The 15,308-nt window shown below is 54.8% G+C and carries 16 protein-coding genes; 12 read left to right on the top strand and 4 right to left on the bottom strand.

Annotated features, from left to right (window positions below; all coding sequences use genetic code 11):
- Positions 1 to 55: 55 nt before the first annotated feature.
- From FHG12_RS12745 to FHG12_RS12775, 7 genes are all read left to right on the top strand, one after another.
- Positions 56 to 1,108, top strand: a complete 1,053-nt coding sequence (locus FHG12_RS12745) for a class I fructose-bisphosphate aldolase (protein ID WP_139516092.1) — start codon at positions 56 to 58, stop codon at positions 1,106 to 1,108.
- 141 nt (positions 1,109 to 1,249) lie between these two features.
- Positions 1,250 to 2,149: an acetyl-CoA carboxylase, carboxyltransferase subunit beta gene (accD, locus tag FHG12_RS12750; RefSeq protein ID WP_139516093.1), complete on the top strand. Its 900-nt coding sequence runs from the start codon at positions 1,250 to 1,252 to the stop codon at positions 2,147 to 2,149.
- Between the two features lie 215 nt (positions 2,150 to 2,364).
- The gene (locus FHG12_RS12755; protein ID WP_230471109.1) at positions 2,365 to 3,120 is read left to right on the top strand and encodes an OmpA family protein; all 756 of its coding nucleotides are present in this window, start codon (positions 2,365 to 2,367) and stop codon (positions 3,118 to 3,120) included.
- 198 nt (positions 3,121 to 3,318) lie between these two features.
- Complete coding sequence (locus FHG12_RS12760; protein WP_230471110.1) at positions 3,319 to 3,603, top strand: YMGG-like glycine zipper-containing protein; 285 nt, start codon at positions 3,319 to 3,321, stop codon at positions 3,601 to 3,603.
- A 307-nt stretch (positions 3,604 to 3,910) separates the two neighbouring features.
- Positions 3,911 to 4,621, top strand: a complete 711-nt coding sequence (locus FHG12_RS12765) for an OmpA family protein (RefSeq protein WP_139516094.1) — start codon at positions 3,911 to 3,913, stop codon at positions 4,619 to 4,621.
- A 146-nt stretch (positions 4,622 to 4,767) separates the two neighbouring features.
- A complete protein-coding gene (locus FHG12_RS12770) occupies positions 4,768 to 5,568 on the top strand; it encodes an endonuclease III domain-containing protein (protein ID WP_230471111.1) in 801 nt (266 codons plus the stop codon).
- Between the two features lie 41 nt (positions 5,569 to 5,609).
- Positions 5,610 to 6,593, top strand: a complete 984-nt coding sequence (locus FHG12_RS12775; protein ID WP_139516095.1) for a radical SAM protein — start codon at positions 5,610 to 5,612, stop codon at positions 6,591 to 6,593.
- Positions 6,594 to 6,700: 107 nt separating this feature from the next.
- On the opposite strand, the gene FHG12_RS12780 is transcribed toward FHG12_RS12775, so the two are convergent.
- A complete protein-coding gene (locus FHG12_RS12780) occupies positions 6,701 to 7,126 on the bottom strand; it encodes a nuclear transport factor 2 family protein (protein WP_139516096.1) in 426 nt (141 codons plus the stop codon).
- 165 nt (positions 7,127 to 7,291) lie between these two features.
- On the opposite strand from FHG12_RS12780, the gene FHG12_RS12785 reads away from it, so the two are divergent.
- Complete coding sequence (locus tag FHG12_RS12785) at positions 7,292 to 7,831, top strand: gamma carbonic anhydrase family protein (protein WP_139516097.1); 540 nt, start codon at positions 7,292 to 7,294, stop codon at positions 7,829 to 7,831.
- Positions 7,832 to 7,910: 79 nt separating this feature from the next.
- On the opposite strand, the gene FHG12_RS12790 is transcribed toward FHG12_RS12785, so the two are convergent.
- Complete coding sequence (locus FHG12_RS12790; protein WP_139516098.1) at positions 7,911 to 9,242, bottom strand: hemolysin family protein; 1,332 nt, start codon at positions 9,240 to 9,242, stop codon at positions 7,911 to 7,913.
- 251 nt (positions 9,243 to 9,493) lie between these two features.
- Here FHG12_RS12790 and FHG12_RS12795 point away from each other — a divergent pair, with 251 nt between their 5' ends.
- Both FHG12_RS12795 and FHG12_RS12800 read left to right on the top strand, forming a co-directional pair.
- Complete coding sequence (locus FHG12_RS12795) at positions 9,494 to 11,695, top strand: protein-disulfide reductase DsbD family protein (protein WP_139516099.1); 2,202 nt, start codon at positions 9,494 to 9,496, stop codon at positions 11,693 to 11,695.
- Between the two features lie 630 nt (positions 11,696 to 12,325).
- Positions 12,326 to 12,790: an Lrp/AsnC ligand binding domain-containing protein gene (locus tag FHG12_RS12800; protein ID WP_139516100.1), complete on the top strand. Its 465-nt coding sequence runs from the start codon at positions 12,326 to 12,328 to the stop codon at positions 12,788 to 12,790.
- A 102-nt stretch (positions 12,791 to 12,892) separates the two neighbouring features.
- Here FHG12_RS12800 and FHG12_RS12805 read toward each other — a convergent pair whose 3' ends face one another.
- The gene (locus tag FHG12_RS12805) at positions 12,893 to 13,207 is read right to left on the bottom strand and encodes a hypothetical protein (protein WP_139516101.1); all 315 of its coding nucleotides are present in this window, start codon (positions 13,205 to 13,207) and stop codon (positions 12,893 to 12,895) included.
- A 150-nt stretch (positions 13,208 to 13,357) separates the two neighbouring features.
- Between FHG12_RS12805 and FHG12_RS12810 the strand changes: the two genes are divergently transcribed.
- A complete protein-coding gene (locus tag FHG12_RS12810) occupies positions 13,358 to 14,320 on the top strand; it encodes a TonB family protein (protein ID WP_139516102.1) in 963 nt (320 codons plus the stop codon).
- A 228-nt stretch (positions 14,321 to 14,548) separates the two neighbouring features.
- On the top strand, positions 14,549 to 14,893 hold the full coding sequence (locus FHG12_RS12815; RefSeq protein ID WP_139516103.1) for a hypothetical protein: 345 nt from the start codon (positions 14,549 to 14,551) through the stop codon (positions 14,891 to 14,893).
- Positions 14,894 to 14,972: 79 nt separating this feature from the next.
- Here FHG12_RS12815 and trxA read toward each other — a convergent pair whose 3' ends face one another.
- Positions 14,973 to 15,302 carry a thioredoxin gene (gene trxA, locus FHG12_RS12820; protein WP_139516104.1) on the bottom strand — a complete coding sequence of 110 codons (330 nt, stop codon included), beginning with the start codon at positions 15,300 to 15,302 and terminating at the stop codon, positions 14,973 to 14,975.
- Positions 15,303 to 15,308: the final 6 nt, after the last annotated feature.

The following is a 15,308-nucleotide window of genomic DNA, read 5'->3' on the forward strand; positions in this document are numbered from 1 at the left end:
TTTCGACCTATATTTGTCCACTGATCTCTGCCTCTTTTCCCCAACCCAACCCTAAATGGCTTCTGCAACTTTCACCCGCTCGGCCGAAGTGGAAGCACTACTGCAGCACGAGTGCAAAACCGTGGCGAAGGACCTGCTGCACCAGCCCGGCCCCGATTTTCTGGATCGCTGTTTTGTGCCTTCCAACCGTACGCCGCAAGTGCTGCGCGCGCTGGGGCAGCTTTACCACCACGGCCGCCTGGCGGGCACGGGCTACATGTCAATTTTGCCCGTAGACCAAGGCATTGAGCACACGGCCGGCTCTTCGTTTGGCCCCAACCCAATCTATTTCGATCCGGAAAACATCATTCGGCTGGCCGTCGAAGGCGGTTGCAATGCCGTCGCGACTACGTTTGGCACCTTTGGCACCGTTGCTAGAAAGTACGCGCACAAAATCCCGTTCGTGGTGAAAATCAACCACAACGAATTGCTTACGTACCCCAATAAGTTCGACCAGATTCTGTTTGGATCGGTGGAAGAAGCTTGGAACTTGGGCGCAACGGCTGTGGGAGCGACGATTTATTTTGGCTCCGACGAGTCGAACCGGCAAATTCAGGAAGTATCGGCGGCTTTTGAGCGGGCGCACGAGTTGGGCATGGCCACCGTTTTGTGGTGCTATACCCGCAACAACGCCTTCAAAACTGCCGACAAAGATTACCACGTCGCGGCCGATCTGACGGGCCAAGCCAACCACTTGGGCGTGACCATCGGGGCGGACATTATCAAACAAAAGCTGCCGGAAAACAACGGCGGCTTCACGACCCTCAAATTTGGCAAAACCCACCCGGCCATGTATGAGTCGCTGTCGTCGGATAATCCGATTGATCTGACTCGTTACCAAGTCGTTAACTGCTACATGGGCCGCATTGGGCTGATCAACTCCGGCGGCGAAAGCCTCGGCGCCGGCGACCGTGATCAGGCCATCAAAACGGCCATTATCAACAAGCGAGCGGGCGGTCAGGGCCTTATTTCGGGCCGGAAAGCATTTCAACGGCCTTTTGCCGAGGGAGTGGAGTTGCTGAACGCGATTCAGGACATCTACCTCGACGAGTCCATCACATTGGCGTAACGAAAAGAGTTATCCTTTGTTTATGCAAACATCAGTAAATCAGATAGTTAACAATTAGGCTTTTGAATGCCGGATTCGTCTGACTTACTCGCAACTTTGCTACCAACTGTAGGGTAACGGATACACGATAATTTCAACAATATGTCTTGGTTTAAGCGCGTAGAAAAGGGCATTGTCACGCCGACGGAGGAAAAAAAGGAAACTCCCGATGGCCTGTGGTACAAATGTCCCGAGTGCAAAACGGTAGCCACCATGGCCGAGCACAAGCGGCTGCTCTATACCTGCGCCAAATGCAACCACCACGATCGGATCGACTCGGACGAGTACTTCGAGATTCTGTTCGATAACAACCAGTTTGTGGAGCTGGACGCAGAGCTAAGCTCGGCCGATCCGTTGCACTTCGTCGACACCAAAGCCTACCCGCAGCGCGTGGCCGCCACGCAGAAGCAAACGGGCTTGCGCGACGCCGTCCGCACGGCGCACGGCCACCTAAACGGGCTGGGCCTGGTAGTGGCGTGCATGGATTTCAAATTCATCGGCGGCTCGATGGGCTCGGTGGTAGGCGAAAAGATTGCCCGCGCCATCGATTACGCGCGCCAAAACCGCCTGCCGTTTCTGATGATCAGCAAATCGGGTGGGGCGCGCATGATGGAAGCTGGCTACTCGCTGATGCAGATGGCCAAAACGTCGGCTAAGCTGGCATTGCTGTCGGAAGCAGGTCTGCCCTACATTTCGATGCTCACCGACCCCACCACGGGCGGCGTAACAGCTTCGTTTGCCATGCTGGGTGACTTCAATATTGCCGAACCCGGCGCCCTCATCGGGTTTGCAGGGCCGCGCGTGATCAAAGAAACGATTGGCAAAGACCTGCCGAAGGACTTCCAAAGCGCCGAGTTTGTGCTGGAACACGGATTTCTCGATTTTATCGTCGACCGCAAAGAGCTGAAGCAGCAACTCACCGACCTGCTGCTGCTGCTGCGCCCCGCGGAAGTGTCGGCGGCGGCCGAAGCCACTGCCCCGCGGACGAAACAGCGGGTATAGCGCCGTTGCGTTTTCGGCAAGCTTTTTGGAAAGCCTGACAATCGTGTTCTGAGCGCGAATGTTGGGCTTTTCTGGCTTTGTGGCTGGTTATTAGTTCACTCCCAATCAGTTGCAGGCATCACCTGCTGTGCTAAGAACATTTTTAGCCAAAGCGGAGTAAAGCACCAACGGAAGCGAACTCCACTGTTCTTTTTCTTTCCACCAATTTTAATCTGATGAAATCTCCCAAATCCATTCTCTCTTTCTTCATGGCACTCACGTTGCTGTTGGGCTCTTGTGCTACCTCCCAGAATGCGGGCAGTAACACGGGCAACACCAGCAACTTACCCGAAGGCAACGGCACTGGCGCTCGCAAAACGGGCATGAGCAAAACGGCCAAAGGTGGCTTACTAGGTGCTGGTGGCGGAGCGGTAGCAGGAGCTGTACTGGGCCGCGTGATCGGGGGTAAATCGGGTACGGCAGCCGGAGCCATCATCGGAGCCACTGTGGGTGGAGCCGGCGGTGCACTCATCGGACGCAAGATGGACAAGCAGGCCGAAGAGCTGCAAAAGGACATGGCCAACGCCAAAGTTGAGCGCGTAGGCGAAGGCATCAAGATCACCTTTGATGCCGGCATCCTGTTCGACGTAAACAGCGCCACGCTGCGCCCTGCTTCGATGACGGAAATCGAGAAGATGGCCGTCACGCTGCAGAAATATCCCGACACCAATATCCTCATTGAAGGCCACACCGACAACACCGGTAGCGACGCCATCAACCAGCCGCTGTCGGAGCGCCGCGCCGAATCGGTAGCTGCTTACACGCGCCAGAAAGGTGTGGATGCGGCCCGTATTTCCACGAAAGGATACGGCTCTACGCAGCCGATTGCTGACAATACTACTGCTGAAGGCCGTCAAGCCAACCGCCGGGTAGAGGTAGCAATCTATGCCAACGAAAAGATGAAAAAGGCAGCCGAAGAAGGTCGCTTGTAATTATCTAAAAGTCAGTAGTTTAGTAGAAAGGCCGCGCAGATTGTGCGGCCTTTTTTTGTAGAAATCCAAGTGAGTGCTGTGAGGTAGTGTAGGATAATGGCTGGTAGCTTGTGCTTCAGCTTTCGTGTAACCTTGGACCCGGCTACTTGCGTTAGAGATGCATAATCCCATTGTTCATTTTCATTAAATCAAGAAGTCATGAAACCCTTCAAGTTATATTTGGCCATGATTGTGGCCATGATTATGCTGAGCACCAACTTCGCCCACGCCCAAACCACCAAGAAAGGTTGGAGCAACAAAGGCAAAGGAGCGGCCATCGGGGCGGGTAGTGGTGCCGTAGCCGGCGCCGTGATTGCCGGTAAAGGCGATCGGGGCAAAGGTGCTTTGATCGGCGGCGCGGCTGGTGCCGTAGGCGGCGCCATTATCGGCCGCAAAAAAGACAAGAAGAAAGACCCCGTGCGGTACAGTGCTTATAAAAAATAAGGCTGTCAAGCCGTCCGGGCACCGCTTTAAAGACTTCGATTGCCAAGGCCACATCAAAAAGATGTGGTCTTGTTTTTTGTTGTAACCGCGTTGTTTCTCAGGGTTTTTGAAGAAATCTCCGACGGCAAAAAACCTTGTTATTCTCTTGATAATGGGTTTTTATGCAATTTTGGGGCGCGCTTCCCGTTTTTGGCAAGGTGGTTGCAATTCATGTGACCGCAGCTGGTAGCCACCGCAAAATCCCTTTAGGTGGCCAAGCGCTTTCCCCAACTGCTTCCCAATTCATACCAAAACAAACCCCAAGATTATGACAACGTTCCGCTCATATTTCGTAGCTCTGCTCGCCTTGCTGTTGCTCGGTAGCAACTTTGCGGAAGCTCAAACCACGACCACCACGGCGAAGAAGCCTTGGAGCAAAACGGCCAAAGGCGGCCTGATCGGGGCCGGTGGCGGTGCCGTAATTGGTGGCGTACTCGGCCGCGTGATTGGCGGCAAGAACAGCACTGCCGGTGGTGCCATCATCGGAGCCGCAGTAGGCGGTGGTGCCGGTGCCCTGATTGGCCGTCGGATGGACAAGCAAGCTGCTGAGCTGAAGAAAGACATGGCCGGCGCCACTGTAGAGCGCGTAGGCGAAGGCATCAAGATCACCTTCGATTCGGGTATCCTGTTTGCCAAAAACTCTTCCAACCTGACTTCGACTGCGCAGGCCAATATTGCTAAGCTGGCCGCTACGCTGATCAAATACAAAGACACCAACGTGCTGATCGAAGGCCACACCGACAACACCGGTAGCGATGCCATCAACGATCCGTTGTCGGTACGCCGCGCGCAGGCCGTTGCTAACTATGCCCAAGGCCAAGGCGTGGAGTCTTCGCGCTTTGAGGTGAAAGGTTACGGTTCGCACCAGCCCATCGCCGACAACTCGACCGAAGCTGGTCGGGATGCCAACCGTCGCGTGGAAGTTGCCATCTATGCCAACGAAAAGCTGAAGAAAGCTGCCGAAAAAGGCCAGATCTAAGCTTAGACAATTTCGCACTACACCTATTGCCAACCCGGCGGCGTCCTTGTGATGTCGCCGGTTTTTTTGTGTAAGCCGAAAGGATGTCATGTTTTATAAATATTTAATAGTCAGTACATTATGTAAATAAGCCGTACAGACTTGAAGTGCTGTGTAACCCCGGCAATACCCCGGCGGTACAACCGAGCATGACCGATGCCTACACGCTTACCCCCGCCCAAAAAGCCTGGCAAGACCACGAAATTCTAAATCAGTTCTTCGGCCCTTTGCCTTTGGAACCACGCCGCATTCCCATGCGCGAACTGATTTCGACGCTGCTTTCGCACCGCACAACGCACGTTGATGAGGAACTGGCGTACGACCGGATGCTCGAGACCTTTGGCGATTGGGAAGGTGTGCTGGCCGCGCCGGTGAAAGAACTGGCGCACGCCATACGGACCACGCGCTGGCCCGATACGCAGGCGCCCCGCATCCAGGAAATTCTGCGACGCATCAAGGCCGAGCGCGGCGAGTTTACCCTCGACTTTCTGGCCGAATGGCCCGTGGAGCAAGGCTTGCAATGGCTCACCGACATGCCCGGCATTGGGCTGAAAACGGCTTCGCTGGTGCTGCTTTTCAATTTCCAGAAACCGGTATTGCCCGTCGATACGCACGTGCACCGCGTGGCTCAGCGCGTCGGGATGATCGGCCCGAAAGTATCAACCGACAAAGCGCATCAGGTTCTGCTCGCGCTGCTGCCTAAAGATTCGGTGGTGCTGCTTAATTTTCACAAACACAATTATTGGCTCGGGCAGCACATCTGCTTCTTTACAAGGCCCGATTGCCCGCGGTGCCCCTTAAAAGGCTTCTGCAACTATTATTTGGAGCATTATGGGCCGGCGGATGCCGCTGCGCTGGCTGCCACTCCGGCGCGGTGGGAGCGAAGCTGGGGTGAGCTTCAGCATTAAGCTGAGCCGGCGCTTCCCCGCATTGCCCTACCTTTGCGAACATGCGCCTCGTTCGTCATCCGGTACTCTGCAACTATTACGTTACCTACCGCTGCAACGCGCGCTGTTCTTTCTGCGATATCTGGGAGAAACCCTCGCCTTATATCCAGCTTGCCGACGTCGAGCAGAATCTGCGCGACCTCAGGCGCTTGGGCGTAAACGTGGTCGATTTCACGGGTGGCGAGCCGCTCTTGCACCGCCAGATTCATGAGTTTGTGGGCCTGGCCCACGACATGGGCTTCATCACGACGCTCACCACCAACTGCTTGCTGTACCCCAAGTACGCCGAGCGGCTGCGCGGCAAAGTGGACATGCTGCACTTCTCTTTGGATGCCTCCGAAAAGGAAGTACACGACCGCGGCCGCGGCGTGGCATGCTTTGATTTTGTGCTGGAAAGCATTCGCGTCGCCAAAGAGCTGGGCGAGCGGCCCGACATCCTGTTTACGGTCTTCCGCGAGAACCTCGCCGATCTGGAAGTCGTCTACCGCGAAATAACGCAACCCAATGATTTAGTGCTGATTATAAATCCGGCATTTGAGTATAACAGCGTCGAAACCGGCGAGCAGTTGACGGACGCGGAACTGGATTATCTATCGGCTTTCGGCAAAAAGAAAGGCGTGTACCTCAACGAAGCGTTCATCCAGTTGCGCAAAGACGGCGGTAACCACATAGCCGCGCCCGTATGCCGCGCCGCCAGCACCACGCTGGTGATATCGCCAAGCAATGAATTGGTGCTGCCCTGCTACCATTTGGGCGAGCAAAAATTTCCCATCAACGGCGAGCTGCATACGCTCTATACCTCGGGGGAAGTGCAGCGGCTGGCCGCGCTGGAAGGCCGTTTGCCGCAATGCGAAGGCTGTACCATCAACTGCTACATGCAGCCCAGCTTTGCCGTAGAAGTAAACAAATACTTCTGGCAAGCTTTACCCAGCACCCTGAAATACAACTTCACCAAAGGTACTTGGAAGCGCATGCTGACGCGTTAGAACGATTTTAGCAGGCGGGTAAGCGCCGGTGTTGAGCCCGGCAGCTACTGATGCAGAAATAGCTCGCCGGGCTCGGTCCGATGGGTTAGGTGTAGGGTGAGTGATATCTAGAATTCTGCCATGTCTCGGTTGCTCCGAAAGGCTTTCATGCTGGCTTCTGTATCCAGATACGCTTGAAAACGTGCCACTTTGCCATCCTGCATGATGAAGGAGTGCGCCCATTCTTCCTCATCAGTTCGCCCGGTAGCGCGCACTTTGCCTTTAGAAAATCCCAGCACAACTAAGCGGTCGCCCTGAGCGATATAATTTTGGGGCTCAAATCGTTCGTAATCTATGGCATCGTGGAGCTTGGCAAAAAACGTCGCTACTTGTTCCTTGCCCCGATACACGCCCGCAAAAGGAACAGTTTCGGCTGAGCCCGGAATGATAAACTCAACGTCGTCTGTGTAGAGGTTCAGCAGGTTCGGAATGTCGCCTTTGCCGAAAAGCGCGTATCCTTCCTGCACCGTTTGGGTGTTTTGCTGTTCGTTCATGATTGTAGCAGCTTTTTGATTGAGGAAGGGCTGCAAACCAAAGCCATCTCTCGCCGCAGCCCGATAGGCAACAGACGCTCATCCCGGCTAAGGGAATGTCGTAATAAGCTGATGCACAGCACCCATCAGCTTCTATTTAATTTAGCGAATATTTACCTGACTTCCATGCCTGCTCTCATTCTTCCTGTCAAAGGGGTGTTGCCCCAAATTGGTCCCGATTGCTTCCTGGCCGATAATGCTACCATCGTCGGCGACGTGGTGCTGGGTGCCCACTGCACCGTCTGGTTTACGGCCGTAGTGCGCGGCGACGTAAACGCCATTCGTGTCGGTGACCACACCAACATTCAGGACGGCGCGGTCATTCATTGCACCTACCTGAAGGCGGCCACGACCATCGGAGCCCGCGTGAGCATCGGCCACCGCGCCATCGTACACGGCTGCACCGTAGAAGACGACGTGCTGATCGGGATGGGCGCCATTGTGATGGACGGCGCCGTGATCGGGCAGGGCTGCATCGTGGCCGCGGGTGCCGTGGTGCTGGAAAATACACAGTGCGAACCGGGCTACCTCTACGCGGGCGTTCCGGCTCGTAAAATCAAACCGGTAAGCGCCGAACAATTAGCCAACCTGCGCCGCACCGCCGATAATTATGTGCTGTATGCTAGTTGGTTTGAGCCAGCGGCAGAAGTGCCGGCAAAAGGTTAGGCACAACGGGGACATACAAAGAGAGCCGACTACGTGTAGTCGGCTCTCTTTGTATATGTTTGATTGTCAAGTGTTTATGTTATAAAGACAATCCATCGTCCGAAACCTCTTCGCGTTCTTGCGGAACGGTTACGCGAAGCTGCACCAGCTCCACCGACCGCCGTGAGCGTTTCAGCACCCGAAACTCGTAGTTGTCAAGGACAGCCACGTCGCCGACTTCGGGAATGTTGCCGTAAATCACGTTGAGCAAGCCGCCAACGGTCTCGTAGTCTTCACCTTCCGGTAGCGGATAGGGAAGGTATTCGTTGGCGTCGGGGATGGGCGTGGAGGTATTGACGCGGTATTCGGTTTCGGAGACTTTCTCCACCACCGGCACCTCGTTATCGTACTCATCCTGAATTTCGCCAACTAGCTCTTCGATGATGTCTTCGATGGTAACGATGCCCGACACGCCGCCAAACTCGTCCGACACGATGGCGATGTGCATGTGTTTGCGCTGAAACTGGCGAAGCAGCCGGTTGATCTTTTTGGTTTCGGGCACAAAGTAGGCCGGCCGCATAATCTTGGGCAACACGATGGTTTCGTTGCGCCGGATCAGTTGCAGCAAGTCCTTCACGTACAGGATGCCCACAATGTTGTCGATGTTGCCTTCGTAGACTGGCATCCGCGAATAGCCCTCGGTGTACACGGCTTCGAGCACTTGTTCCTGCGGAGCATTCACGTCGATGGCCGCCAGCTTGGTGCGCGGCACCATAATCTGCTTCACCATCCGATCGTTGAACTCGAACACGTTCTCGATCATCTCGTGTTCCGACTCGTGGATCTCGCCGCTCTGCTTACTCTGGTCGAGCAGCAGCCGGATTTCTTCGGCTGAGTGCACATCGGCAGCGTGCGTGGCCTGTCCGCCGAAAAGGCCAGCTACCAGGTTGGAGAGCTTATCGAGGAGCCAGATGAGCGGAAACGTAACTTTCGCAAATGCCCACAGCGGCACGGCAATGGCAATGCTGGTAGTTTCGGGTTTCTGAATGGCCAGTACCTTAGGCGCCTGCTCGCCCAGCACAATGTGCATAATGGTAATGAGCGAGAAAGAGGTGGCCAGCGCTACGTTGTGCACCGTACCCGGCTCAAGCTTGAGCCCAAGCTGATGAATAATGGCCAGCACAACCTCGGCCACTACGCTTTCGCCAACCCAGCCCAGTGCCAGCGAGGCCAGCGTAATGCCGAGCTGCGTAGCCGATAAGTAGTAGTTGAGGTCGTGCAGCATGCTCTGCACAAGGCGCGCCAAGCGATTGCCGCTCTGTGCTTTAACCTCAATCTGCGAGAGGCGAACTTTGACGAACGCAAACTCCGCCGCCACAAAAAATCCGTTCAGCAACACCAGCAGAACGGTGAAAAAAATGTTTAAGCCCATAGATGCGGAAGCTTCGACTCGATCGGTCCGGCTCCCTTTGCTTCACAAAAGTACGAGAATATGCCCAAGCGGTTCCCGCTCCCGTAAACTAAGCCACTTCGCAAGACGTTAGGCATTCCAAAATAGTAGTAACTCCAAGGACGCGCGCAGGGTTCATTGCGGCTTTGTGACACTTCCTGCCGTTCTTTGTTTGTTGATCTGGTTCCCCGCAGGGAAAAATCAGACTTATTCCGCTGAACAAATTATTTTCCATGTTCGCCCCCCGCAAACTTCTTCTGTTGCCGCTGCTGCTCTGGCTTAGCCTATTGTCGGCTGCCGCTCAGATCCTTACGCCCACCAAGCTCGCTACGGCGGTCAGCAACCCCACGGCGAAAGTGGGGGAAGAGCTGGACCTGATCGTTAATGCCCGCATGAACGATACGTGGCACCTCTACGCCACCGACTTCGATCCGGATCTGGGACCGGTAGTCTTCACCTTCACTTTTGCCACAAGTCCTGCCTACGCGCTTGTGGGCGCTCCCAAATCCATCGGCGCCAAAAAGAAATTTGACAAAGTCTTCGGCGGCGACGTTACGTACTTCGAAAAAACCGGCCAGATTAAGCAGCGTATCAAAGTGCTGCAGCCAGGCGCCCTCAGCATCAAAGCCGACGTTGAATACCAAACCTGCTCCGATACCGATGGCCGTTGCGTTCCCGGCAACGAAACGCTCACCTTTGGCCCCATCGAGGTAAGTGGAAAAGCTACAGGCGCAATTCCTGCTCCGGCTTCCCCGGCTACTGGCGCTGTTCCAGCACCTGCCGCCCCCGCTGCGACAGCCGCGACAAATGTTGCTTCTGATCAATCAGCACCAGCCCCCGCTTCCGATACGATAGCTGCTGCGGCTACGGTAGTTTCCGTTGAGCAGCAGCCCACTACGCCCATCACTACCGTAGGTCCTGGCGCGCCTATTACAGCTGGGGTTGCCGCCTCGGCCAGCAACACGAGCGGCGGCTTATGGAGTTTTGCCGTGCTGGCCTTCATCTCCGGCCTAGCAGCCCTCCTTACGCCCTGTGTCTTTCCGATGGTGCCCATGACGGTTTCGTTCTTCACCGGCGGCTCCGATACGCGGGCGCGCGGTATTCTGAAGGCGCTGGTGTATGGTCTCTCTATCATCTTGATTTACACCATAATAGGTGTTGTTGTGGCTCGGCTGCTGGGCGAAGATGGGCCAAACTTTATGGCTACGCACTGGCTGCCTAATCTGCTGTTCTTTGTGGTGTTTGTGGTATTTGGCTTGTCTTTTCTGGGCCTATTTGAAATCACGTTGCCGCACGCCTTGGTCAACAAGGCTGATGCCCAAGCCGACAAAGGCGGTTGGCTCGGCGTATTCTTTATGGCCTTCACGCTGGTGCTGGTCTCGTTTTCGTGCACGGGCCCCATCGTGGCAACAGTGCTCGGCTTGGCCGCACGCGGCGAAACCATGATGCCAATTGTAGGCATGTTCGGCTTTTCGCTGGCGTTTGCGCTGCCGTTTACTTTATTCGCCATTTTCCCATCTTGGTTGAAAGGCTTACCTCGCTCAGGCGGCTGGCTTAATACAGTAAAAGTGGTGCTAGGCTTTGTTGAACTGATGCTGGCGCTTAAGTTCCTGAGTATGGCGGACTTAGCTTACCACTGGAACCTGCTCAGCCGCGACTTGTACATCGTTCTTTGGATCGTGCTTTCGGCGCTGCTGGGCTTTTACCTGCTGGGCAAGTTCCGCCTGTCCCACGACAGCGAGCTGACGCACCTGAGTGTGCCTCGCCTGCTGATGGCGGTGCTCTCGTTTAGCTTTATGGTCTATTTGGTGCCGGGCTTGGTAGGGGCGCCGCTGCCCTTGCTGGCGGGCTACTTGCCGCCGCAGTCAAATCACGATTTCTCTTTGGCCAACGCCAGTCCGGCCGTACCAGCCGTTAATAGCTTATGCGAAACACCGCGTTTCGCCAGCTTTCTCGAGTTGCCACACGGCTTACAAGGGTACTTCGATCTGGAGCAGGCCAAACGTTGCGCCCGCCAGCAGAAAAAACCCATTTTCATCGATTTTACCGGCCATGCCTGCGTCAACTGCCGCAAGATGGAAGCTACGGTGTGGAGCGACCCACAAGTGCTGCAGCGCCTTCGCAATGACTATGTAGTGGTCGCCCTCTACGTAGATGACAAAGCTGAACTGCCCAAAAACGAGTGGTATACTTCCAAGCGCGACGGCCAGCAGAAAACTACATTAGGCAAGCAAAACGCTGATTTTCAAATAGATGCCTACGGTGTGAATGCACAGCCCTATTACGTGCTGCTAAACCCCGATGATGCAGGCAATAAGCCTTTGGTAACGCCTGTTGCCTATGAGCCTGATATTGAGACCTTTGTGAAATTTCTGGATGCTGGCCTGCAACAGTACCGCCAACAAACCCAACCAGTAGCTGTGCAGCAGCACTAACGAAGGGGGCGGTTAATCTCAGATCCCGAAATCAACTGCCGAAACAACGTGATACTTGGCTTAACGCAACGGTTTTGGTAGACAGTCGCCGTAAAAAAAGCAGAGCCCCTCGTGCAACTTTTGTTGCGCAAGGGGCTCTTGATCTTTTGGAAGAAGTATGTTTTACAACTGGAAAAAGCGAGCTTTGCCCGATTTTTCACAAGATTCTCACGCTAGTGAACCAGCTTTGCGGCCTGATTATACCTGATGCCGCGCCAAAAAGAAAGGCTGCACCCACCCAGATGCAGCCTTCTGAAAAGAGACGCACCCACCCAGATACGTCCCGGTTTTTCCCCTCTTCGGTATTCCCAATTTTCAGCTGTAGAAGAAGGGTTCGAACCTCCACGAAGCAGTTAGCCGGCCGCCGGACCAGTTTATCCCAAATCTTCACCCCCGAGAGAGGAGGGCTTGTCTGCCAATTCCAACATTCTACAAGTTGTTTATCTTTCCCCCGCCGTTCGCGTTGGATTATGACAAATGTAGTAGATGATTCTTTATTATAAAACTTTGGCAAACTTATGATTGAAAATTTACATACTTTTTAATATTCGTTCTGAATCATTGCCAAATCGATAATCAACCTGTTGCAAAATGGCCCGTAATTACGAACTTGACGACACCGACCGCAAAATCTTAGCGCTCTTGATTGACGACGCGAAAATGCCCTATACCGAAATCGCCCGCAAGGTGCATGTTTCGGGGGGCACCGTGCACGTGCGCATGGCCCGAATGGAAGAGCTCGGCATTGTGCAGGGTGCTACGTTACGCATTGATTATCAGAAGCTTGGGTACGGTGTCATTGCCTTTCTAGGCATTTATCTGCTGAAAAGCTCGATGTATAACAACGTGGCCGAGCAACTGCACAAGATCCCGGAAGTCGTGAACATCAACTACACAACCGGCAACTACAGCATCTTCGCTCGGCTGGTATGCCGCGATACCCAGCACCTGCGCGACGTTCTGCATGACCAGATTCAGCTCATCGACGGAATCGAACGCACTGAAACCCTCATTTCTCTGGAAGAAAGCCTGAACCGACCGATTCAGTTGCAATAGTTTCACAAAAAAGGGCTCTCAATTCTGGGAGCCCTTTTTTGTGAAATTGACAATTAGCAGTGTTAATCGTTGCGACTTTCTCAATCGGCAATTCCTGTGGCGCTATAAATCTTTTTTGGTAGTAGTTGTGGTAGTCGTAGTGGTTTTTTTGCCAGGAGTAGGTTTGGCAGGCGGACTTGTCCGCTTGACGGTAGTGGTACGCTGCGCGGTTGTGCTCGGCGCCGGCACTCCTACTTTGGAAGTTGTCGTCGTTCGAGTCGTTTTTTTGGCTACGGCGGGCTTGGTTACCTTTTTGGTAGTAACTGCTGAGGTGCTGTGTTGCACGGCCGTTTGCTTATGCACGGCGGTAGTGTCTTGGGCCTGAGCGACTAGGCTCGCGAAAGCCAACGGAAAAAGGAGCGTGAGAACGCGGTTCATAGGGAATAGGGTGGGAAAAAAGAGTGAATGAAACTGACTACTGCTTATGAAATATAGCATTTTTTTAAGTAACCGATAGGCTTTTTTGGCTGCTGTCGAGCCTGTTCCTATCTTTCGTAAGGCCCTGATTACCTTGAATTGCCTGCGCGTATGAAAACCCGTCTCGTCGCATTATTTGTCTGCCTAGTTGCTCCGTGGGCCGCGGCAGCGCAGAACATGCCCGCCGTTTACCTCAACGACCGTGACGAGGCCACGGTGCCCGACAGCGCTACTCATTACCGACTTATCGAGCGCAAAAACGAGAGCGCGGGCACGTACGCCATTCAGGAATATTCGTTGGCGGGGCAGTTGCTGTTGCGCGGCACTTTTTCCACCATCGAGCCTCCGGTCCGCAGTGGGCAGTTTACGTGGTATTACGCCAACGGCGCTCGCGCCAGCCAAGTGCATTACCGCGACGACGAAGCCGATGGCGTGTATGTCGCGTGGTACGAAGATGGCAAAGTGAGCAACCGCGGCGAATACGACAACGGCCAGCGCGTGGGCCGTTGGGTATCGGTGCACCGCAATGGCCAGAAGCGCTCCGAAGGGCACTACGTAGCCGGCCGGCCGCACGGCGAATGGCGCTACTATTACAACACGGGCCAGCTCAGCGCCATTGAGCAGCTCGACAAAGGCCGGTCGATGGGCACTGTATTCTACAACGCCGACGGCACGCACGCGGCCGCTACCGTGGAGCGCCGGCAGGTGCCGCAGTTTCCGGGTGGCGAGGCAGGGCTGTTGCAGTATCTGGCCCGCAACGCAGAATATCCGAAGGCCGCGCGCCGCAAGAACATCACGGGCAAAGTCTACGTGTCTTACACAGTGGGCGAAGATGGCCGGGTGAGCCACGTGCAGGTTGTCCGCGGCCTAGCTCCCGACGTCGACAACGAGGCGCGTCGTGTGGTGGCAAATATGCCCGCCTTCCTGCCCGGCCGCGAATACAACGTGCCCACGGCCATGACGTTTACACTGCCCATTTACTTTGCCCCCAACTTTACCATCTTCGGCGGCACCCGGCCACGACAAGTTCCGCCCACGGAAGCCTTGGCGGGCATTCCCGAAGAAATTTTCTAACCCTATTCTATCGGTCAATTCGCGCTATCTGTCGATTGCTTTTGATATGGTTTTGTGCAAATGTTTGATAGTCAAATGGTTATATATATAGCCCGATTTAGGGTTTCGGGGAGCTGGCATTAGGCTTGCCTAAGGGATATCAGCAGCGTATTATACGCTGCCTCAGCAGTAAGGCTTTGATAGCCAACCTGTTTTGTTATTCTGGCAATCCTTCCTAACCGCTTTCCCATGAAAACTTCCTTGCTTTCGTTTGTTGCTGCTGTGGGCCTGTTGGCCACCACCAATTCTTTTGCTGCCACCATCATTCCGGATCACGAGCGTGACGGCCGCCGTACCGAAGAGTATAGAAACAACGACCGCCATACGTCGACTGGTGAGCGTGCCCGCTACGAAGCTTCGCAACGCAAGAACCAGCGCGAACAAGAACGCCGTGTGGCTCAGGAGCGCGCCCGTTATGAGGCACAACGCCGCGCCGACCAGCAACGCGCTGCCGAACGTGCCCGCTACGAGGCCCAACGCCGCCACAACGACCACGGCCGCGACCGTGACCGTGGGTATGGCTACCAACGCTAACCTCTGAGCGGGCCAAATGCAAAAAGCCCCGCTGCCAAATCTGGCAGCGGGGCTTTTTGTCTGACTATGCAACTGGTAATTAGGCAGTAACCTGAGCGTCTAGTTTTTGGGCCAGAACGTGCTTCGGTACGGCGCCTACTTGCTTATCTACGATTTGACCGTTCTTAAACACCAACAGTGTCGGGATGCTGCGGATGCCGAACTTAGCGGAAGTCTGAGGATTGGAGTCGACATCGACCTTGCCCACCACAACGCGGCCTTCGTATTCGCCGGCCAGCTCTTCTACTACTGGGCCTACCATGCGGCAAGGTCCGCACCATTCGGCCCAGAAGTCTACGAGCACGGGCTGATCGGAATTGATAATTTGATCGAAGTTAGCATCGGTGATTTCGATGGCTTTGTGTCCCATAACAGT

The organism is Hymenobacter jejuensis, assembly GCF_006337165.1.
In the GTDB taxonomy this organism is placed as follows: Bacteria; Bacteroidota; Bacteroidia; order Cytophagales; family Hymenobacteraceae; genus Hymenobacter; species Hymenobacter jejuensis.

Coding starts and splice junctions, on each gene's coding strand:
- FHG12_RS12780 (WP_139516096.1), bottom strand. CDS start 7,126: ATGAACGAACAGCAAAACACCCAAACGGTGCAGGAAGGATACGCGCTT.
- FHG12_RS12775 (WP_139516095.1), top strand. CDS start 5,610: ATGCGCCTCGTTCGTCATCCGGTACTCTGCAACTATTACGTTACCTAC.
- FHG12_RS12755 (WP_230471109.1), top strand. CDS start 2,365: ATGAAATCTCCCAAATCCATTCTCTCTTTCTTCATGGCACTCACGTTG.
- accD (WP_139516093.1), top strand. CDS start 1,250: ATGTCTTGGTTTAAGCGCGTAGAAAAGGGCATTGTCACGCCGACGGAG.
- FHG12_RS12790 (WP_139516098.1), bottom strand. CDS start 9,242: ATGGGCTTAAACATTTTTTTCACCGTTCTGCTGGTGTTGCTGAACGGA.
- FHG12_RS12810 (WP_139516102.1), top strand. CDS start 13,358: ATGAAAACCCGTCTCGTCGCATTATTTGTCTGCCTAGTTGCTCCGTGG.
- FHG12_RS12805 (WP_139516101.1), bottom strand. CDS start 13,207: ATGAACCGCGTTCTCACGCTCCTTTTTCCGTTGGCTTTCGCGAGCCTA.
- FHG12_RS12765 (WP_139516094.1), top strand. CDS start 3,911: ATGACAACGTTCCGCTCATATTTCGTAGCTCTGCTCGCCTTGCTGTTG.
- FHG12_RS12815 (WP_139516103.1), top strand. CDS start 14,549: ATGAAAACTTCCTTGCTTTCGTTTGTTGCTGCTGTGGGCCTGTTGGCC.
- FHG12_RS12800 (WP_139516100.1), top strand. CDS start 12,326: ATGGCCCGTAATTACGAACTTGACGACACCGACCGCAAAATCTTAGCG.
- FHG12_RS12745 (WP_139516092.1), top strand. CDS start 56: ATGGCTTCTGCAACTTTCACCCGCTCGGCCGAAGTGGAAGCACTACTG.
- FHG12_RS12795 (WP_139516099.1), top strand. CDS start 9,494: ATGTTCGCCCCCCGCAAACTTCTTCTGTTGCCGCTGCTGCTCTGGCTT.
- FHG12_RS12760 (WP_230471110.1), top strand. CDS start 3,319: ATGAAACCCTTCAAGTTATATTTGGCCATGATTGTGGCCATGATTATG.
- trxA (WP_139516104.1), bottom strand. CDS start 15,302: ATGGGACACAAAGCCATCGAAATCACCGATGCTAACTTCGATCAAATT.
- FHG12_RS12785 (WP_139516097.1), top strand. CDS start 7,292: ATGCCTGCTCTCATTCTTCCTGTCAAAGGGGTGTTGCCCCAAATTGGT.